Source organism: Micromonospora sp. NPDC023814, from assembly GCF_040639595.1.
Classification (GTDB): Bacteria; Actinomycetota; Actinomycetes; order Mycobacteriales; family Micromonosporaceae; genus Micromonospora.
The window spans coordinates 58,991-76,611 of the sequence record NZ_JBFAAF010000035.1 but is presented as its reverse complement, the minus strand read 5'-3'; the positions used below and the strand labels follow the sequence as shown (position 1 = coordinate 76,611).

Annotated in this window: 17 protein-coding genes; 3 read left to right on the top strand and 14 right to left on the bottom strand. The window is 74.6% G+C overall.

Annotated elements, in window-relative coordinates; translation table 11 throughout:
* Positions 1 to 209: 209 nt before the first annotated feature.
* The 3 genes from AB0G14_RS20180 to AB0G14_RS20170 form a co-directional block, all read right to left on the bottom strand.
* A complete protein-coding gene (locus AB0G14_RS20180) occupies positions 210 to 845 on the bottom strand; it encodes a hypothetical protein (RefSeq protein WP_357699476.1) in 636 nt (211 codons plus the stop codon).
* 13 nt (positions 846 to 858) lie between these two features.
* Positions 859 to 2,553 carry a DUF4012 domain-containing protein gene (locus AB0G14_RS20175; protein WP_357699474.1) on the bottom strand — a complete coding sequence of 565 codons (1,695 nt, stop codon included), beginning with the start codon at positions 2,551 to 2,553 and terminating at the stop codon, positions 859 to 861.
* 205 nt (positions 2,554 to 2,758) lie between these two features.
* On the bottom strand, positions 2,759 to 3,982 hold the full coding sequence (locus AB0G14_RS20170) for a glycosyltransferase family 4 protein (protein ID WP_357699472.1): 1,224 nt from the start codon (positions 3,980 to 3,982) through the stop codon (positions 2,759 to 2,761).
* Positions 3,983 to 4,141: 159 nt separating this feature from the next.
* Here AB0G14_RS20170 and AB0G14_RS20165 point away from each other — a divergent pair, with 159 nt between their 5' ends.
* Positions 4,142 to 4,717: a low molecular weight phosphatase family protein gene (locus AB0G14_RS20165; protein ID WP_357699470.1), complete on the top strand. Its 576-nt coding sequence runs from the start codon at positions 4,142 to 4,144 to the stop codon at positions 4,715 to 4,717.
* Here AB0G14_RS20165 and AB0G14_RS20160 read toward each other — a convergent pair.
* On the bottom strand, positions 4,698 to 6,152 hold the full coding sequence (locus AB0G14_RS20160) for a polysaccharide biosynthesis tyrosine autokinase (RefSeq protein WP_357699468.1): 1,455 nt from the start codon (positions 6,150 to 6,152) through the stop codon (positions 4,698 to 4,700). The genes AB0G14_RS20165 and AB0G14_RS20160 overlap by 20 nt on opposite strands.
* 334 nt (positions 6,153 to 6,486) lie before the next feature.
* Here AB0G14_RS20160 and nhaA point away from each other — a divergent pair, with 334 nt between their 5' ends.
* Positions 6,487 to 7,806, top strand: a complete 1,320-nt coding sequence (gene nhaA / locus AB0G14_RS20155) for a Na+/H+ antiporter NhaA (RefSeq protein WP_357699466.1) — start codon at positions 6,487 to 6,489, stop codon at positions 7,804 to 7,806.
* Positions 7,807 to 7,919: 113 nt separating this feature from the next.
* Here the strand turns inward: nhaA and AB0G14_RS20150 are convergent, their stop codons facing one another.
* The 10 genes from AB0G14_RS20150 to AB0G14_RS20105 all read right to left on the bottom strand — a co-directional run bounded on the left by AB0G14_RS20150 (position 7,920) and on the right by AB0G14_RS20105 (position 15,544).
* Positions 7,920 to 8,117, bottom strand: a complete 198-nt coding sequence (locus AB0G14_RS20150) for a hypothetical protein (RefSeq protein WP_357699464.1) — start codon at positions 8,115 to 8,117, stop codon at positions 7,920 to 7,922.
* 34 nt (positions 8,118 to 8,151) lie between these two features.
* Entirely contained in the window at positions 8,152 to 8,439 is a 288-nt protein-coding gene (locus AB0G14_RS20145; protein ID WP_357699462.1) for a hypothetical protein, read from the bottom strand.
* Positions 8,436 to 8,798 carry a DUF1622 domain-containing protein gene (locus AB0G14_RS20140; protein WP_357699460.1) on the bottom strand — a complete coding sequence of 121 codons (363 nt, stop codon included), beginning with the start codon at positions 8,796 to 8,798 and terminating at the stop codon, positions 8,436 to 8,438. Before AB0G14_RS20140 ends, AB0G14_RS20145 begins: the two co-directional genes overlap by 4 nt.
* Positions 8,799 to 8,836: 38 nt before the next feature.
* Positions 8,837 to 9,424 (bottom strand): TMEM165/GDT1 family protein, encoded by a 588-nt coding sequence (locus tag AB0G14_RS20135; protein WP_357699458.1) that lies wholly within the window; start codon positions 9,422 to 9,424, stop codon positions 8,837 to 8,839.
* 245 nt (positions 9,425 to 9,669) lie between these two features.
* Positions 9,670 to 10,635 carry an L-histidine N(alpha)-methyltransferase gene (egtD, locus tag AB0G14_RS20130; protein WP_357699456.1) on the bottom strand — a complete coding sequence of 322 codons (966 nt, stop codon included), beginning with the start codon at positions 10,633 to 10,635 and terminating at the stop codon, positions 9,670 to 9,672.
* Between the two features lie 41 nt (positions 10,636 to 10,676).
* Positions 10,677 to 11,423 (bottom strand): ergothioneine biosynthesis protein EgtC, encoded by a 747-nt coding sequence (egtC, locus tag AB0G14_RS20125; RefSeq protein ID WP_357699454.1) that lies wholly within the window; start codon positions 11,421 to 11,423, stop codon positions 10,677 to 10,679.
* A 13-nt stretch (positions 11,424 to 11,436) separates the two neighbouring features.
* Positions 11,437 to 12,735: an ergothioneine biosynthesis protein EgtB gene (gene egtB, locus AB0G14_RS20120; protein WP_357699481.1), complete on the bottom strand. Its 1,299-nt coding sequence runs from the start codon at positions 12,733 to 12,735 to the stop codon at positions 11,437 to 11,439.
* Between the two features lie 35 nt (positions 12,736 to 12,770).
* Complete coding sequence (egtA, locus tag AB0G14_RS20115) at positions 12,771 to 14,006, bottom strand: ergothioneine biosynthesis glutamate--cysteine ligase EgtA (RefSeq protein ID WP_357699452.1); 1,236 nt, start codon at positions 14,004 to 14,006, stop codon at positions 12,771 to 12,773.
* 140 nt (positions 14,007 to 14,146) lie between these two features.
* The gene (locus AB0G14_RS20110) at positions 14,147 to 14,899 is read right to left on the bottom strand and encodes a hypothetical protein (protein WP_357699450.1); all 753 of its coding nucleotides are present in this window, start codon (positions 14,897 to 14,899) and stop codon (positions 14,147 to 14,149) included.
* Positions 14,900 to 14,914: 15 nt separating this feature from the next.
* Complete coding sequence (locus AB0G14_RS20105) at positions 14,915 to 15,544, bottom strand: RNA polymerase sigma factor (protein ID WP_357699448.1); 630 nt, start codon at positions 15,542 to 15,544, stop codon at positions 14,915 to 14,917.
* Positions 15,545 to 16,088: 544 nt separating this feature from the next.
* On the opposite strand from AB0G14_RS20105, the gene AB0G14_RS20100 reads away from it, so the two are divergent.
* Positions 16,089 to 17,477, top strand: coding sequence for a protein kinase (locus AB0G14_RS20100; protein WP_357699446.1), 1,389 nt, complete (start codon positions 16,089 to 16,091; stop codon positions 17,475 to 17,477).
* Positions 17,478 to 17,621 lie beyond the last annotated feature (144 nt).

The window sequence follows — 17,621 nt, the reverse complement described above, 5'->3', positions numbered from 1 at the left end:
CCGCCGTGCCCGGCGCAGGGATCAAGCCTGACCGCCCGGAGCCGGGCACGGCGGGCCACACCCCCACCACCACGCACCGCAACCCAACACCCCACACCACGACCCACAGCAAGCAGGAACCAGAGAACAAGCCGACGCCCGCCGGGAAACCTCCCGACGGGCGTCAGCCGTTTCGCGGTGCCCGGGCACTGCCCGAAAGGCGCTCACCGTCAGCGCGCGGCCCCCATGCCGAAGCGGTGGCGCTTGCGCCAGACCAGCGACAGCAGCAGAAGCACCGCGCCGGCGCCGACGAGGCCGCCGCCGAACTTCATCGGGGTGCTCAGGCTGTCGCCCGTGACGGGCAGCGGCGCCGGGGAGTGCTTCTTCAGCACGGTGAGCGTCGCTGTCGCCACCTTCTCCGACGACTCACCGACGGCGCGGAAGGTGTAGGTGCCGTGGTGGCGCGGCGTGTAGGTCGTGCGGAACTCGCCCTCTCCGTCGGCCGTGACCTCCCAGCGCCTCGGGTTCGGCTGCGGGGCCTGCTGGAACGAGACGGGCGCCATCGCGACCATCTCACCGTTGCTGCGCCGCGCCTGCTGGTCGCCGAGAACGGGGGCGGCGAGCGGCGCCGTGCCGGCGGTGATCACGACCGTCTCGCCCGGCGTCCAGCCGGTGCCGATCAGCGTGGCGGTCTGACCGACCACGACGGTCGTCGGGCTCACCGCGAGGGTCGCGGGGCCGGGCGCGTAGGGCGGTGGTTGGGTCTCGCTCGGCGCCGGCTGCGGCTGCGCCGCCCCCGCGGCGGACGGCGCGGCCACCACGGCCAGACCGACCGCAAGCGCCATGATGATGCGGGATAGCCGCATGATTGGTTCCCTCCTACTGGTCACAGCTTGGTGCGGAAACAACTTGGGTGGTCCATGGGGTGGCGGTGGGGGTCAGCCACAGCTCGGCCGTACCGACGCCGGTCTTCGCGGTGAGCACGGTGACCTCCAAGGTGCGGGAGCCTCCCGGGCCGACCTCGACGTTCGCCGTGGTCACCTGGCGGCGCCGTTCGGTGCCGCTGCCCACCGCCGTCTCGACGCCGTCGAGGTGGGTGGTGAGCACGGTCCCGCCGGCGGGGCTGTACACCGACACCAACGTGCGGGCGGTGTACGGGTCGCCGGCCAGGCCGAGGCCGAGGACCGACTTGCTGAGACCCGACTTGGGCGCCGACGATCGCAGGGTGACCCGGAGCCGGAGCTCCCGGCGGCCGTCGGTCCGGCAGTCGCCGACGGTGAGAGTCGCCGTCTGCCGGAGGTAGTAGCCGAGCTTCGCGCCGCTGCCGTCGTTGAGGAACACGCCGACCGTCGGCACGGTGTCCTTCTCCGGAAGCACCCCGGCCATTCGGCTGTCGCCGATCGTCCGTTGCTCTTCGGGTCGGGCACTCCAGAACAATATCCGGCGTTCAGTGACAGCACGGTCAAATGCGGACAATAACCCCTTCGGGTCGTATTTCTTCGTGACCAGCGCGTCGAACACGGCGGCAGCGGAGGCCGCGAAGAAGGCGTCCTGCCCCTCGTTGTCCATCCGCTGGTAGCTGTCGCCGAGCACCGTCTGGACGACCTTCTCCGCGGCCAGCGGGACGCCGCCGGGCACCATCACCGGGCCGGTGGCCTTGAGCAGGTACGACAGCACCACCGGGTCGACGGCGAGCACGCCGTCCACCGTGGTCCCCGTACGCCGGCGGAACATCTCCCGGTAGAGCGCGGCGGCGGTCGGGAAGTGCGGGGTGAGGTTGACGTCCGCCGGATAGATCCCCGGCAGGTCGGCCCAGAGGTGACGCACCTCCGCGGGCACCTTCAACGGCGGCTGGAACCGGCCCAGCGCGCTGCTGGTGCCCTGCCGCCCCATCCGGACCCGGCCGTCGTCGGCGTGGATCACGGCGTACGCGCCGATCATGCCGCCGGTGGCGCGCAGCTCGGCCGGGTTCTGGGACACCACGAGATAGGTGCGGGGGCCGGCGGCGCCCAGCAGGGGCGGGAGCAGCCGGGTGGCCTGGTCCGCCGCGTCGGTGAGGCCCGCCAGGCGGTCGATCTCTCCGCGCAGGTCGACGAGCGCCTGCCGGACCTGGCTCACCAGGCCGTCGGTGGGCACCGTGGCCAGGCTGCTCCGGGTGCCCTGCACGGCCGCGTTGACGCTCGTCAGTTCCGCCGAGACCGTCCGCAGCCGGGCCACGTCGAGCCGCCCACCCGCCGGCACCAGGCTGGCCAGGTCGGTGCGGAGCAGCAGCGGGAACGCCTGCCGGGCCAGGTCGTCGACGGCGACCGAGATCTGCCGCACGGCGGCCAGGTTGTCCCCGGCGTACGGAGTGTGCCGGCCGAGCCACCAGCCGGGGTCGCCGGTCGCCGACCTGGCCTTGCCCGCCTGCTCCTGGAGCGCGGCCAGCGTGCGCTGCGCGCGGGCCGTGTCGCCGCCGACCACCTGGGCGCTGAGCTCCCGGGCCAGCCCGGCGGCGTTGAGCAGGTGGGCTCGGGCCTGCCAGCCCCGGAAGCCCACCCAGCCGCCGGTCACCAGGAGCAGCGAACCCGCCACGAGGCAGGCGAGAAGTGCCCGGCGAAGTTGCCGACGCCGCCGGGGCCGGCCCCGCCGCCGACGCGTTCTCTGGCTCTCCGTCACACCACACGCCCCTTCACGGAAACGGACAGAAGATCCCATTCCTCCGCCTGTTCCTAACAGGTAACGATCGTTTTCGCCGGTAGATGACGGTATTGGTCGGTACGCGAGTGTTGCTCGCGGCTCAGCGACGAGTGGCGCGGCCGGCAGCCGCGTCGTACAGCAGGCGTTCGATCCGGTCCACGCCCGCCGGCATGGACATCTCCCGCAGGTACGCCTCCCGGCCGCGCCGGCCCATGTCCACTCGGGCGGGCGGCGGGATGGTGGCGGCCAGCCAGAACCGGTCGGCCAGGCTCGCCCAGTCCTCCGGCGGGCAGGACAGCCCGGCCCGGGCCCGCTCCACCAGCTCGGCGGTGTCGCCCCCGGCCGAGGCCACCACGGGCGCGGCGCAGGAGAACGCCGCCTGGAGCTTCGCCGGCAGGGTGCTGCTCAGCTCCGGGAGGTCGCGCAGCATGACGAGCTGGTAGTCGGCGGCGGCGTACAGCTCCGGCATGTCCAGCGGAGACCGGCGTTCGACGAAGCGCACGTTGTCGGCGCGCAGTTCGGCGGCGAGCCCCCGCACCCGCCGCTCGTCCGCGCCCGAGCCCACCAGGACGAGGTCCATGGTGCGGTCCAGCGCCGCCGCCGCCCGTACCGCCGTCTCCAGGCCCTGCCGGGCGCCGATGGTTCCGGCGTGCATCACCACGCAGCGGTCGTCGCGGCGCACCAGCCGGCGCGCCGCCCCGCTGGGCCGCGCGGGCTGGAAGATCCGCTCGTCGGTCCAGTTGAGCACCACCTGCACCCGGGCCGGGTCGGCGCCGGCGGCCACGACCTTGTCCCGCAGCGACGGCGCGGAGACCGCGATCCGGTCGGCGGCACGGTAGGCCCGGGTCATCGCCGCGCCGATCCGCGCGGCCCACCGCCCGTTCCCGGCGCCGGTCGGCTCGTCCGCCGCCCAGACGTCCTGCACGTGGACGACGGTCGGCACCCGGCCCAGCAGCCGCAGCAGGCCCGCGGCGGCGAAGGCGGTCGCCGGCGGCAGGTGGACGTAGAGCGCGTCGACGTCGGCGAGGTACGGCCGCCCGGTCAGCGTGGCGCTGCCGGCGAAGGAGAGGTAGCCGGCCATCCGTGTGCGCAGCGACCCGTCGCCGGCGCTGTAGCGCGGGACCCGGCGGACGGTCAGCCGCTCGCTGCGGGTCTCGTGACGCCACCGCTGTCGCCACCCCGGGTAGACGTGCCCGCCGGGATAGTCGGGGAAGCCGGTCAGCACCTTCACCTCGTGTCCCCGCACCGCGAGTTCCTCGGCGAGGCTGCCCGGGATGAACGCCGGCTCGGGCGGGAAGTGGTAGGACAGGATCCCGATCCTCATCGGCGTGCCTCCGTCCGGGTCGGGCGGTTCGGCGCGGCACGGCGTGGTGGACGCGTCGGGCCCGCGTACGATGCCCGCATCCCCTCCACGTCCGGCCGGCACCGACGGCCGGCGGCCGGCGCGGCGTTGCCCGCGCGAGCACCGACGAGAGGGATCCAGATGGTCGACCGCGTGTTGTTCGTCTGCCACGCCAACCTGTGCCGGTCCCCGATGGCCGAGTACCTCGCCCGCCGCCTGCTGGCCGGGCAGCCGGTCGTGGTCTCCAGCGCGGGCACCGACGCCGTCGACGGCCTGCCGATGCACCCGTACGCGGCGGAGGTGGCGACGTGGGCCGGCGGTGACCCCACCGGCTTCCGCACTCGGCGGTTGCGCGGGGAGTACCTGGTCGGGGCGACGCTGGTCCTGGCGGCCACCCGACGCCAGCGCTCGGTCTGCACCGCGCTCGCGCCGGCGGCGCTGCACCGGACGTTCACCCTGCGCCAGTTCGCCCGGCTGGCCGAGGCCGCGGACGCCGCGGATCCGGCGGACGACGCGATCGCGGACCCGGCCGACGGGCCCGTGCGGGCCGCGGTCCGGGCGGCCGCCCGCGCCCGGGGGCGGCTGCAACCCGCCACTCCCGACGCGGACGACCTGGTGGACCCGATCGGCGGGACCGCCGCCGACTTCCGACGCTGCGCCGAGGAGATCGAACGGTCCCTGCGACCCCTCGCGGCGCTCATCGGGACAGCCGGGTGAGTTCCTGCGTGCGGTCGCTGAGGCCGTCGATCCGCTCCGCGTGCCGGGCGGTCTTGGCCCGGTCGGCCGGCACGTCCGTGGGCCCGCCGGCCGCCACCCGGTAGGCCTCGTACTGGTAGGCCTCGGCCTTGGCCACCTTGGCCATGTTCAACACGCAGCCGAGCAGCCGGACGGAGACCGAGTGCAGGGAACGCGCGGCGGCGGCCACCTGCGTCCGCGAGGTGCGTCCCTGCTGGGAGACCAGGAGCGCGCCGTCGGCCTGCACGGCCACCACCACGCCGTCGGTGACCGCCAGCAGCGGGGCGGTGTCGATGATGACGATGTCGGCCGACTCCCGCAGGGCGAGCAGCAGGTCCGCCATCGCCTTCGAGCCGAGCAGCTCGCTGGGGTTGGGCGGCGCCGAGCCGCTCGGCAGCACCAGCAGGGACTTGTCGCCCCAGCGCTGCACCACGTCGCCGACCTGGACGTCGCCGACGAGCACGTCGGTGAGCCCGATGCCGGCGTCGAGCCCCAGGTAGTCGGCGACCTTCGGCCGGCGCAGGTCGGCGTCGACCAGCAGCACCCGCCAGCCGGCCTCGGCCAGGGCGATCGCGAGGTTGCAGGAGAGCGTGGTCTTGCCCTCGCCCTGCAGGGCGCTGGTGACCGCGATGACCCGGGCGGGCTCGTGCACGTCGACGAAGCGCAGGTTGGTACGCAGCTTGCGGACCGCCTCGGCGCGGGCGGAGTTCGCCGCGTCGCCCACGATCAACGGCTCCGACTTCGCCGTGCTCTCGAACGGGATCTCACCGAGCAGCGGGCTGCCAGTGGTGCGCTGCAGGGCGGCGGCGTCGCGCAGCCGGACGTCGGCCACGCCGCGCAGGATCGCCAGGCCCACGCCGGCGAGCAGCCCCAGCAGCGTCCCGATGACGACGTTGCGGACCGGCTGCGGCGAGACGGGGCTCGAACTGACCCGCGGCCCGCTGACCACCTCGATCTTGATCGGGCCGGCCTTGCCGTCCTGGGTCGTCTCCACCTTCTGCACCAGCTCCACGAACTTCGCGGAGAGCAGCTCGGTGACCTTCAGCGCCCGGTTCTGGTCCGTGTCGGTCACCGACGCGCGCAGCAGGACGGTGCCCGTCTCGGTGGACGTGCTGACCCGACGCTGGACCTCCTCGGCGGTGAGCCCGATCGCGTTCTCGGCCACCACGCTCTGCGCCAGCCGGTCGCTGGTCAGCAGTTCCGCGTACGACTTGACGCGCTGCTGGAGGAAGAGGCCGCCCTGGTAGGCGTCCGTGACGCCCTGGCTCGGCGTGGTGACGAAGAAGGTCACCGAGGCGACGTACCGGGGCTGGGCCCGGACGGTGACGAGGGCGGTGACGCCGAGCGCGACCATGACGGTGAGGAGCACGATCCACCAGTGCCGGCGCACGAGGCGGAGTTGGCGGTACAGGTCCATCAGGCGCGCCTCCGTACCAGGCCGGTAACGCCAAAGAACTTCACGAAAACCCCCAAGGTCGACATAATCTCGTGAAACCATTAAAGCGACTCATACGACCTATGTCCTGAGTTATGCATTTTCACCCCTTGACATCCACGCCCGACCCACCAACCGACAAACGGGCGTGCGGCGTTCCGGGACGCGGGGAGAAACGAACGGGCGTGACGTTTCCGACGGCGAACCGTCCCGACTCGCCGGTGGCGGCTGCGATGGATAGGGTCGGTGACGGTGTGCCGGGAAGCCTGGTCGGCAGATGCCCCCTGCTGCCCCGACACCAAGGTGGACCTCGCGCATGAGCGACCGCGCCCCGCACACCGGCCCCTCCCGCCCGACCCGCCGGCTCTTCTCGCGTACGTCCTGGCCGGAGGCCCGCTTCCTGGCCGACGTGCTGCGGACCGAGACGGTCGGCGGCGGTCTCCTCCTGCTCGGCGCGGTGATCGCGCTGGTCTGGTCGAACTCGCCCTGGGAGTCCGCCTACCAGGCCCTCGGCGGCTGGGTGCCGTGGGCCGGCGGGGCGAGCCTGCACCTCGACCTGAGCCTCTCCGCCTGGGCGGCCGACGGCCTGCTCGCGGTCTTCTTCTTCGTGGTCGGGCTGGAACTGAAGCGGGAATTCGTCGTCGGCGAGTTGCGGGACCCGCGACGAGCGGCCCTGCCGGTGGTCGCGGCGGTCGGCGGAATGGCGCTACCGGCGCTGATCTACGTCGCGGTCAACCTGGCCGCCGGCGGCGACGGCCTGCGGGGCTGGGCCATTCCCACCGCGACGGACATCGCCTTCGCCCTGGCCGTGCTGGCCGTCATCGGCTCCCACCTGCCGCAGGGCCTGCGGGCCTTCCTGCTCACCCTCGCGGTGGTCGACGACCTGCTCGCGATCACCGTCATCGCGATCTTCTACACCGACGACTTCAGCCCGCTGCCGCTGCTCGCCGCGCTCGCCCCGATCGCGGCCTTCGGCCTGCTCGTGCAGCGCCGCAGGACCTGGTGGTGGGCCCTGATCCCGCTCGCGGTGGCCGCGTGGACGCTCGTGCACGCCTCCGGGGTGCACGCCACGGTGGCGGGCGTCCTGCTGGGCTTCACGGTGCCGGTCCTGGGCAGGGACGGCGACCCGCACGGGCTCGCCGAGCACCTGGAGCACCGCTGGCGCCCGGTCTCTGCCGGCTTCGCCGTGCCGGTCTTCGCGTTCTTCGCGGCCGGGGTGTCGCTGCGGGGCGCCGACCTGGGCGCGATCGTCACGGACCCGATCGTGATCGGCGTCGTCGCCGGCCTGGTGGCCGGCAAGGCCGTCGGGATCTTCGGCTCGACGTTCCTGCTCGCCCGCTTCACCCGGGCCCAACTCGACGAGGACATCACCTGGACCGACCTGCTCGGGGTGGCGTTGCTCGCCGGGGTCGGGTTCACCGTCTCCCTGCTGATCGGCGAACTCGCGTTCGGCGCCGGCACCGCGGCCGACGACAACGTCAAGGCGGCCGTGCTCACCGGCTCGGTGATCGCGGCGCTGCTCGCCGCGGTCGTGCTGGTCCGGCGCAACGCCGCCTACCGGCGGATCGCCGAGGCGGAACGCGTGGACGCCGACCACGACGGCGTGCCGGACGTCTACCAGCGCGGGGACGGCTGACCCGGACGGCCGACGGCTGACCCTGACGGCCGACGGCTGACCCGGAGGGCCGCGGCCGGAAGCCGAGCGGAACTCCGGCGGGACGACGACCGGCCCGCCGGAGCCCGGACGGGTCAGCGGCGCCGCTCGGCCGCCCGGCGCTCCTCCTGCTCGTCGGCGAGGGCGTCGCTGACCGGCTCCATCAGGTCGTCGCCCGGCACCGCCACCTCCTCCGCCCGGTCCTGCTCGTCGGCCCGCCCGCCGGCCGGCGGCTGCGGGGCGGTGGCGCCTCCGGCGAAGCCGTACTCGTTCGGCTCGTCATGCTTGCTCATGTGGCAGTCCTCCCGCTTTCTCCGGTTTCGCCTCCTACCGCAACGGTAGGTGGTGATCCTCTTGCCCGCTGGAGGCCGCCGATAGTCGCGGCGGCGCCGCGCCGGTGAGCGCGGCCCACAGCAGCCGGCGCAGCAGGACGATCGCCGCCGCGGCCGCCAACTCCGCCCAGCCCTGGTCGACGGCCAGCCGCAGCAGGCCGGCGGCCGTGAGCAGGTCCAGCAGTACCCGCAGCGCGCAGCGCCAGGAACGCGTGCCGACCAGCGCCGCCAGGCCGGCGAACGTGGCCAGCGCGGTGGTGGCGGTGGCCAGGACACGGGTCACCTGGCGTGCTCCGTGTCCCCCACCTGCCGCTGCTCCTGGCGGATCTCCCGACCGAGGAAGTAGTTCAGCGCGGTCCGGATGGTGGCGATGGCCGCCAGCTGCCCGATCTGGGTGAAACTCGGCGAGACCGCCGTACGCAGGATGTCCGCCGCGAGCTGGAACTCCAGCCCGAGGGTGAGGAACCGCCCCAGGGAGAGCCGGATCGGGGTGAACACGGCGGCGCTGCGGTGCCGCAGCCCTTCGACCACGAACCGCAGCGCCGCCCAGGCCGCGCCGACGAAGATGACCACCGCGCCGGCGACCTCCACCGCGGTGACCAGCGACTGGTAGCCGTGGCGCAGCACCTCCTCGACGCCCACCCGCTGGCCTTACCCGGCCCGAAGGGCGGTAGTCGGCGTCAGGTGAGCTGCGCGACCGCCTCCAGGATCAGCCAGAGGCCGCAGATGGCGAAGAGCGCGGCGGCCCCGTACTTGATGGTCTTCTCCGGCAGCCTCCGGCCGAGCATCCGCCCGACCAGGATGGCCAGCGCGTCCGCCGCCACCATGCCGACCGTCGAGCCGAGCCAGGTGCCGAACCAGCCGTACTTGGTGGCGAGGGTGATGGTGGCGAGCATGGTCTTGTCGCCCAGCTCCGCCAGGAAGAACGCGACCGACACCGCCACGATGGCGGACTTGCTGGTCTTCTCGGCCTTGCGCTTCTCCTCCTCGGTGAGCGTGTCCCCGCGCAGGGTCCACGCGCCGAAACCGAGGAACGCCAGGCCCGCCACCAGCGAGATCCACTCCGTCGGGAGCGCGGCGCCGAGGCCGTAGCCGATCGCCACCGAGGCCAGGTGCACGACGGCGGTGGCGACGGTGATGCCGATCAGGACCGGTACGGGTTTGAAGCGGGTGGCGAAGGTCAGGGCCATCAGCTGGGACTTGTCGCCCAGCTCGGCGACGAAGATGACGCCGAAGCTGACCACCAGCGCGACGAGGAAACCTTCCATGACATCCTTCCGGATCACGCCGGGAGGAGGTATGGGGGCGCCCTCGACCCGGCTGCGACAGCCTGAGTCGAAGGTCTCGCCCGCCCCGGATGACGAGGCCGCGTGGCCGGATGCGGAACGCACCAGTGTGTCGACCACGACATTGGGGGCTACTCCCCTTCGCGCCGCCCAGCCTAGCCGACCACCGGCCGGGCCGGGCACCACGGGTGAAGATCGTCACGCGCCGCCGGCCGGGCCGGTTCCGGTCACTCCGCGCGGGCCAGGGTGACGCCGAACAGGTCGTCCGGGTCGGTCCAGAAGCCCTGGACGGCGAAGCGGGCCGCCGCCAGCTCCGCGGCGATGCCCTCGGGCCGGAACTTCGCGGACACCTCCGTGCGCAACTCCTCGCCCTCGGCGAAGGTGACCGCCAGGTCGAGCACCCGGACCCGCATCGGCCGGAGCGCTCGCAGCCGCATCTCGATCCACTCCCGCGCCGGGTCCCAGAGCGCCACGTGGGCGAACGCCTCGGGGTCGAAGTCGGCGCCCAACTCCCGGTTGACCACCCGCAGCACGTTGCGGTTGAACTCGGCGGTGACCCCGGCCGCGTCGTCGTACGCCGGCACGACGACCGCTGGGTCCTTGACCAGATCGGTGCCGATCAGCAGCCAGTCCCCCGCCTCCAGGGCGCCCCGCATCGCGCCCAGGAACCGCGCCCGCTCGGCCGGCAGGAGGTTGCCGATGGTGCCGCCGAGGAAGAGCACCAGCCGCCGCCCGCCGGTCGGCAGCCGGTCCAGGTGACGGGTGAAGTCCCCCACGATGCCGCGCACCCGCAGCCCCGGGTAGTCGGCCGCGATCTCGACGGTGGACTGGCGCAGGGCGCTGACCGAAACGTCCAGCGGCACGAACGTGCCGAGGCCGCCCCGCCGGGTGAACGCGTCCAACAGCAGCCGGGTCTTCTCCGACGAGCCCGAACCGAGCTCGATCAGCGTCTTCGCGCCGGTCAGTTCGGCGATCGTGCCCGCCCGTTCGGCCAGCACGGCGCGTTCGGCCCGGGTCGGGTAGTACTCCGGCAGCCGCGTGATCTCCTCGAACAGCTCGCTGCCACGGGCGTCGTAGAACCACTTGGGCGGCAGCCACTTGGGCTCGGCCGTCAGGCCGGCGCGGACGTCCTCCCGCAGGCTGCGGCCAAGGTCCTGCTCCTCGAGGTGGATCTCCAGCGGCTCGGCGCCCATGTCTTCCCCTTCGTCGTCGGAACGTCCCTGTCGGCCGGCGGTCAGACCTCGGCGAGGGCGCGTAGACGCACCCCCGTCGCGGTCGCCTCCACCAGTTGCCCGTCCGGCACCGCCTGCCAGCCGGGGTCGTCGTCGTGCGGTTCGGACGCCAGCAGCACCGAGGCCGGGGTCGCGCGGATCGACAGCGCGTGCCCGGCCACGCTGGCCACCACGGTGTGGCCGTCGGTGAGCAGCAGGTTGAGCCGGGACCCGGGGGCCGCCACGGCCACCGCCGTCACGGTTTCGGCGATCGCGCGGGCAGGCTTCACCCCGGCCCGCAGCCGGTGCCGGACCAGCGCCCAAAGCAGCGCCGAATCGGTGGCCGCGTCCAGGGTGAGCAGGTCGCGTACGGGCAGGGTGCCGGCGAGCGGGACCATCGTGTCGGGCCAGCCCCGCACCACGCCGTTGTGGCTGAACAGCCAGGGCCCCTCGGCGAACGGGGCGGCGGCCCCGTCGAGCACCGCCATGCCGACCGTGGCGGAACGGACGGCGGCCAGCACCGCGCCGGCGGAGGTGACCGCCGCGAGCTGTGCGATCGTGGGGTCGCTCCAGATCGGCTGGGCCCGCCGGTAGCGCACCGGCTCGCCGGAGCCCGGATACCAGCCGACGCCGAAGCCGTCGGCGTTGATCGTCCCGCCGCCGCGCATGTCGCGCGGGGCCCAGGACTGCCGCACCAGGGCGTACGGCGGGTCGAACAGCAGCTCCCGGAGGGTGACCGGCGGCCCCAGGTAGGCCAGGTGGCGGCACATCAGGCGGCCGTCCTCACGGCTGCGACTCCTCGGGCCGGGCGTCGCGGGCGCAGCGGAAGCCGCTGAAGATCTGCCGCCGGATCGGGTAGTCCCAGTTGCGGAAGGTGCCCCGGCAGGCGGCCCGGTCGGTGCCGAACGACCCGCCCCGCAGCACCTGGTAGTCGTCGCCGAAGAAGACCTCCGAGTATTCGCGATAGGGGAACGCGGTGAAGCCCGGATGTCCCCGGAAGGTGGTGGAGGTCCACTCCCACACGTCGCCGACGAGCTGGTGCACGCCCAGCGGCGAGGCGCCCGCCGGGTAGGCACCCACCGGGGCCGGCCACAGGTGCCGCTGCCCCAGGTTGGCGTGCGCGGCGGTGGGGTCGTCGTCGCCCCATGGGTAGCGGCGGGAACGGCCGGTGGCCGGATCCCAGCGGGCCGCCTTCTCCCACTCCGCCTCGGTCGGCAACCGCTTACCGGCCCAGGCCGCGTACGCCTGCGCCTCGTGGTAGCAGACGTGCACCACCGGCTCGTCGTCGCGGACCGGGGCCCACCGCCCGAAGCGCCGGTAGGCCCAGCCGTCGCCGTCGCGCCGCCAGTGCATCGGCGCGGACAGCCCCGCCTCCCGGCGGTGCCGCCAACCGGCCGGGCTCCACCAGCGCGGGTCGTCGTAGCCGCCGTCGGCGATGAACTCGCGGTAGCGGCCGTTGGTCACCGGCGTGGCGTCGATGACGTACGCCGGCAGGTGGACCCGGTGCGCGGGACGCTCGTTGTCCAGCGCCCACGGGTCGGTGTCGGTGCCCATGGTGAACTCACCGGCCGGCACCAGCACCTCGCCGCCGACCCCGGTCCGCGGCTCCGGCGGCGGCGGGGCGTGCAGCACCGCGGGGCCGGTGCGGAGCTGGTGGGTGGCGAGCATCGTCTCGTCGTGCTGCTGCTCGTGCTGCACGATCATGCCGAAGGCGAAGCCGTCGGCGACCAACGGACGGTCGGTGAACGCGACCCGGTCCAGCAGGTCGAGCACCTTGTCGCGGACGGTGAGCAGGTAGGCGCGGGCCTCCTCCGGCGGCAGCAACGGCAGCGACGGGCGGTCCCGGCGGGGCTGCTTGAACGCGTCGTACAGGTCGTCGATGTCCCGCCGGACCGGCTCGCGGCCACCCACGTCCCGGACCAGCCAGAGTTCCTCCTGGTTGCCGACGTGCGCGAGGTCCCACACCAGCGGGGACATCAGCGGCGAGTGCTGCCGCATCAGGTCGGCCTCGTCGACCGCCTCGGTCAGCAGCGCCGTGCGGGCGCGGGTGCGTTCCAGCTCCGCCGCGATCCGGCTGCGCAACTGCTCCGCGCCCGGCCGCTGCGTGGTCGCTCCGGTCACGCGTGCCTCCTCCCCGCGGCGGCCCGTCGCCGCCGTACGCCTCGGTCGATGTCGTCGTGCAGGGCCGCCGGCAGGCCGAGCCGGGGCAGGGCGGTCAGGGCCAGGTCGAACAGCTCCACGGCGGCGGCGGCCAGCGCCGGGTCGCGCAGGCCGTGCCGGGCGGCGGCGCGCCAGCGGTGCGCCACCGGGCCGGCGACGACGCGGGCCGCGTACACGGTGCCGGGCTCGGCGAGCAGGGCGGCCACCACCGCGAGCGCGACCGCCCAGCCCCGGCCGGGCTGTGCGTCGAGGTAGCGCAGCTCCAGGTAGCCCCGGGGGCGCACCGGCGGGAACAGTGTGCTCACGTGGTAGTCGAGGTCGTCGGTGGTCGGCGGTCGAGGCAGCGCCCCGTCGACCCAGTCGGCGAAGCTGACGGCCGGCGGCGGCGTCCAGTCGGGACCGCCACCGCGTACGCAGAGCAGCGGCGCGGCGAGGACGTAGTCGGTCCAGGCGGCGACCGGGTCGACGTCGGCCCGCTCCGGCGTCCACACCGGCCGGGTGCGAGCCGGGTCGATGGCGAACCAGGCCGCCATGCGCGCGGACGCCCAGCCGGTGGACCGGCCGGCGTGCCGGTCGGCCGTGGCGAAGGCGGCCAGCAGGGGCGGCCCGAGCGCGTGCACCGTCGCCCAGCGGGCCGGCAGGTGCTCCGGCTCCCCGGCGTCCAGGCAGACCTGCAGGCCGGCGGTGCTGTACATCATCGTCCGGCCGGCGGCGCCACGCCGGTCGAAGACGTGCCGCATGGCGCGGTAGCGGGGGGTCTCGACCACCGCCCGGGGCGGCCGGTGGGGGTCGATGCCGCTCTGCCCGAGGACCAGCCCGGCGGCGGCAAGCAGGCCGCTCAGCTGGGCGATGTCGCCGTCGGTGGCCTGGACGAGGGTGGCGAGCGAGGTGCGGGGCGCGGTGGAGATCTCCAGCTGCCCGCCGGGCTCGACGGTCACGGTGCCACCGTGACGGAGCGGTGCGGCGGGGCTCGCGCGGTCGAGGGTCGGGGGGCTGTGCCGCCCCAGCGCCGCCCGGAGCCGCTCGCCGTCGACGGGGCGGGCGGGGTCGGCGGCGTCGTGCACGGTCCATTCGAGTTCGACGCCGGTGTGGGTCGGCGGGCCGGTCTTGAAGCAGATCCGGGCGAGGTGACCGGCGGCTGCGGCGCGCTCCCGCAGGACGATGCTCCGGTCGAGTTCCGGCGACGTCACCACAGGACGGGCTCCCTTCCCCGCGCCGACTTCCGGACCGTGCCACCGTAGCGCCACCCACCGTCATCGGCAGGGCGTCGGCGGCCCACCACTTCTGTTTCTAACAGACGGATTTCGCGGGGTCGGCCGGAACGAGCAGGGGATCAGCCGGTCGCCTCCGGGGACGGCGCCGTCGTGGGCTCGGCGTTCTTCGGCTCGGCCTCGGGCGCCAGCTTCCGGCAGAAGTCGTCGACGTGCTCCCGGCCGCCCGCCGCGGTCACCACGCCGGCGTACGCGGGGTTGTCCAGCGCCTTCTCCCGCTGGGCCGGCGGCTTGGCCAGGTACGCCTGGCAGAGCCCCCACATCTGCTCGGTGCGCTGCTCCGACGGTCGTGGCCCGCCACCGCCCGGGGCGCCGGGGGTGGCCGCACCGGACGTGGGGGCGGCGGACGGGCCGCGCGAGCCGTCGGTGGGCGTGTCGGAGGGGGTGCCGCCGCTGCCGGTGGCGCCGGTCGACCCGCCCTGCTCCGTACCGGTGGCCGGTGCCGGCGTGGCCGGGCGCGGCGGCGGGGCCGGGTCGTCGGGGCGGTCCAGGGTGACGGCCGCGAAGGCGGCGCCCGCCGTCGCGGTGACCGCGATTCCGGCGGCCCAGGCCACGGCGCCGGCAGTGAACCGGCGTCCGCGCGGTGGCCGCGTCGCGGCGGTGGTGGCGGGCGCGGCGGCGCGGGCGGCCCGGAAGGCTGCCAGCGCGCCCTCCTCGCCGGCCAGTTCGCCGGGGCGGGCGGGGGCCGCCGCGGCCGAGAGCAGCCGGGCGAGCGACTCCGGGTCGGCGGCGTCGGGCGAGCCGGCGCGGGCCGCGTCGAGCAGCCGGTCGGACTCGGCCCGGTCGGCGGGCCGCTCGCTCCGGCGGAAGGTCATCTGATTCCCCTCACGTCAACCGTCCGCCGGCTCGGCGTGCGGCGCCTGCCGCCGACCGGCGCGCGGACGCGGCGGGGTGGCTCCCTCGGGGTCGGCCGGCGGCTGGGACAGGTCGTAGCGTGCCATCAGGGCGGCGAGGCGGCGCAGACCCCGGTGGGCGGCGGTGCGCACGGCACCGGGCCGGCGGCCGAGCACCCGCCCGGCGGTCTCGGCGTCCAGCCCGATGACGGCGCGGAGCAGGACCGCCTCGGCCTCGCGGGGCGGCAGGGTGGCGATCAACGCCAGCGCCGCCTCGGTGCCGATGGTCTCGCCGGCCCGTTCGGCGGTGTCGGCGTCGCTGGCCAGTTCGCTGAGCGCCTGCACCGGCACCGGCAGCGACGGACGGCGGCGTTGCCGCCGCAGGTGGTCCATGGCCCGGTTGCGGGCGATGGTCACCGTCCACGCCCGGAACTCGCCGCCGGTGAAGCTGGGCAGGTCGCGGGAGATCTGCAGCCACGTCTCCGAAGCGACGTCCTCGGCGTCGGCGCCGACCAGGGCGGTCAGGTACCGCAGCAGACCGGGCTGAAGGCTGCGGTAGAGAAACCGGAAGCCGTCCTCGTCGCCGGCCTGTGCCGCCGCGACCGCGTCGTTCAGCTCAGCGGACACGGGACCGCCGCCTCCGCTTCCCGGACGCACCGGGGTGGCGCACGCCGACCCGGACGTGCGCGACGCCAGCACGGTCCGGCACCCGGACCTGATCCCGCACCCTCAGCCCCCCGCTGACCTGGTCACGCCCGGGACCGCAGCGGCCCGGACGGTAGTTCTGGACTCTCGCCACGGCGGCACGGCCGGCGGCGCGGCGCCGGCGACGCCGTGGGGCGGGCCCGAGTCGGGCTAACGGTAGGAGCACCGGGCCGATCGGACAAGTCGGCCCCGGTCGGCAAAAGAGTGAGAATTATCTACCCGACCGGGTGGCGGGTCGCCGTAACGCGGCGCGCGCCCGGGACGCTGCGCCCGCGCACGCTTGCGGCGGAGGGGCGTTCGTCCAGCGTACGGTGGCGACCGGCGAATCTCGTCACGGGGCGTCCCCGGGCGGTCACACCGTATCGGAGGCGACCGTCGGCACACAGCCCCCCGTGGGGCGGCCCGCGCCGGCGGACCGGCCCGCTCACCGCGCGCCGTTCTCCGCCGCTCTGGGTACGGTGGTGCTGTGTTGTCATCGGAGGTCGTACTCAGCGGTCGGTACCGCCTGGACGAGCGTGTCGCCACGGGCGGCATGGGCGACGTCTGGCGGGCCAAGGACCTCGTCCTCGGCCGTCAGGTCGCGGTCAAGGTCCTGCTGCCCGCCCTGGTCTCCGACCCCGACTTCATCGCCCGCTTCCGCGCCGAGGCACGGATCATGGCCGCCCTGCGGCACCCCGGCATCGTCCAGGTCTTCGACTGCGGAGAGGACGACCTGCCCGACGGCGGCCGGGCCGACTACCTGGTCATGGAGTTCGTGACCGGCCAGCCGCTGTCCAAGCGGATCGAGGCCGCCGGCCGGATCGACGTCGGCGAGACGATGGCGATCGTGGCCCAGGTCGCGCAGGCCCTGCACGCCGCGCACCTCGGCGGGATCGTGCACCGCGACGTCAAGCCGAGCAACCTGCTGGTCCAGGAGGACGGCAGCGTGGTGCTGGTCGACTTCGGCGTGGCCCGGTCGACGAACGTCACGAGCATCACCAGCACCAACGCCGTGCCCGGCACCGCGCTCTACATGGCGCCCGAGCAGGCCGCCGGCCGACCGGTCTCGGGGGCCACCGACATCTACGCCCTCGGCGCCGTCGCCTACTGCTGCCTGAGCGGCAGCCCGCCGTTCACCGGCGACAACCCGCTCCAGGTCGCCGTCCGGCACCTCGACGACGAGCCGCCGGAGCTGTCGCACGACATCCCGGAGGCCGTTCGCGCGCTGGTCTCCCGCGCCCTGGCCAAGGATCCGGCCGACCGGTTCAGCAGCGGGGCCGCGATGGCCCAGGCCGCCCGCGCCGCGGTCTCCGACCCGTCGGCGGCGACCGCCATGGTGCCCGCCCCCGGCGTCGCCGCGCTGCGCGGCGCCGACCCGGGCACCCGCACCGACGTCCCGGTCGTGCCGGCAGCGGCCGGGCGGAAGAAGCGCCGCGGCCCCCTGGTGGGCGCGGCCGCGGCGGTGCTGGTGGCGTTGGCGGGCCTCGGCGCGGCGCTCGGCGCGACGAGCGACGCCGACGCGCCCGCGGTGAAGGTGCCGAAGACGACGGCGCCGGCCGCCGTGCCGAGCGCGGAGGCGCCGACCGAGCAGGAGCAGAACCCGGACCGGGGTCGGCCGTTCCGGCCCGCCGGGTCCACCTCCAGCCCGTCGCCGTCGGCCACCGTGCCGCCGGAGTCGCCCCAGCCGAGCCAGACGGCCGGCCCGGAATCCCCGGAGCCGACGGGCAGCACGGATCCGACGCCCAGCGACGGCTCTTCTTCGGACCCGCCGACGGGGCCCACGCCCCCGGCGAGCGGCGGGCCGAGCACGCCGACGGACGACACGAACAACCCGGGTGGCGGGGGCGGCGGCGCGGCGACGGACCGTTCGGCCTGATCTCGGCACCCGTGCCGCCGCGCCCCCGGCGGGGCGATCCCCGCCGTTCCGGGCTCACGGTGACGCACTGCCGACACTCCGCGTACCCCGGCAGCACCGGTAATCCCAAAACGGACTTACAGGCACAGAGATCGCTCTAGGCTC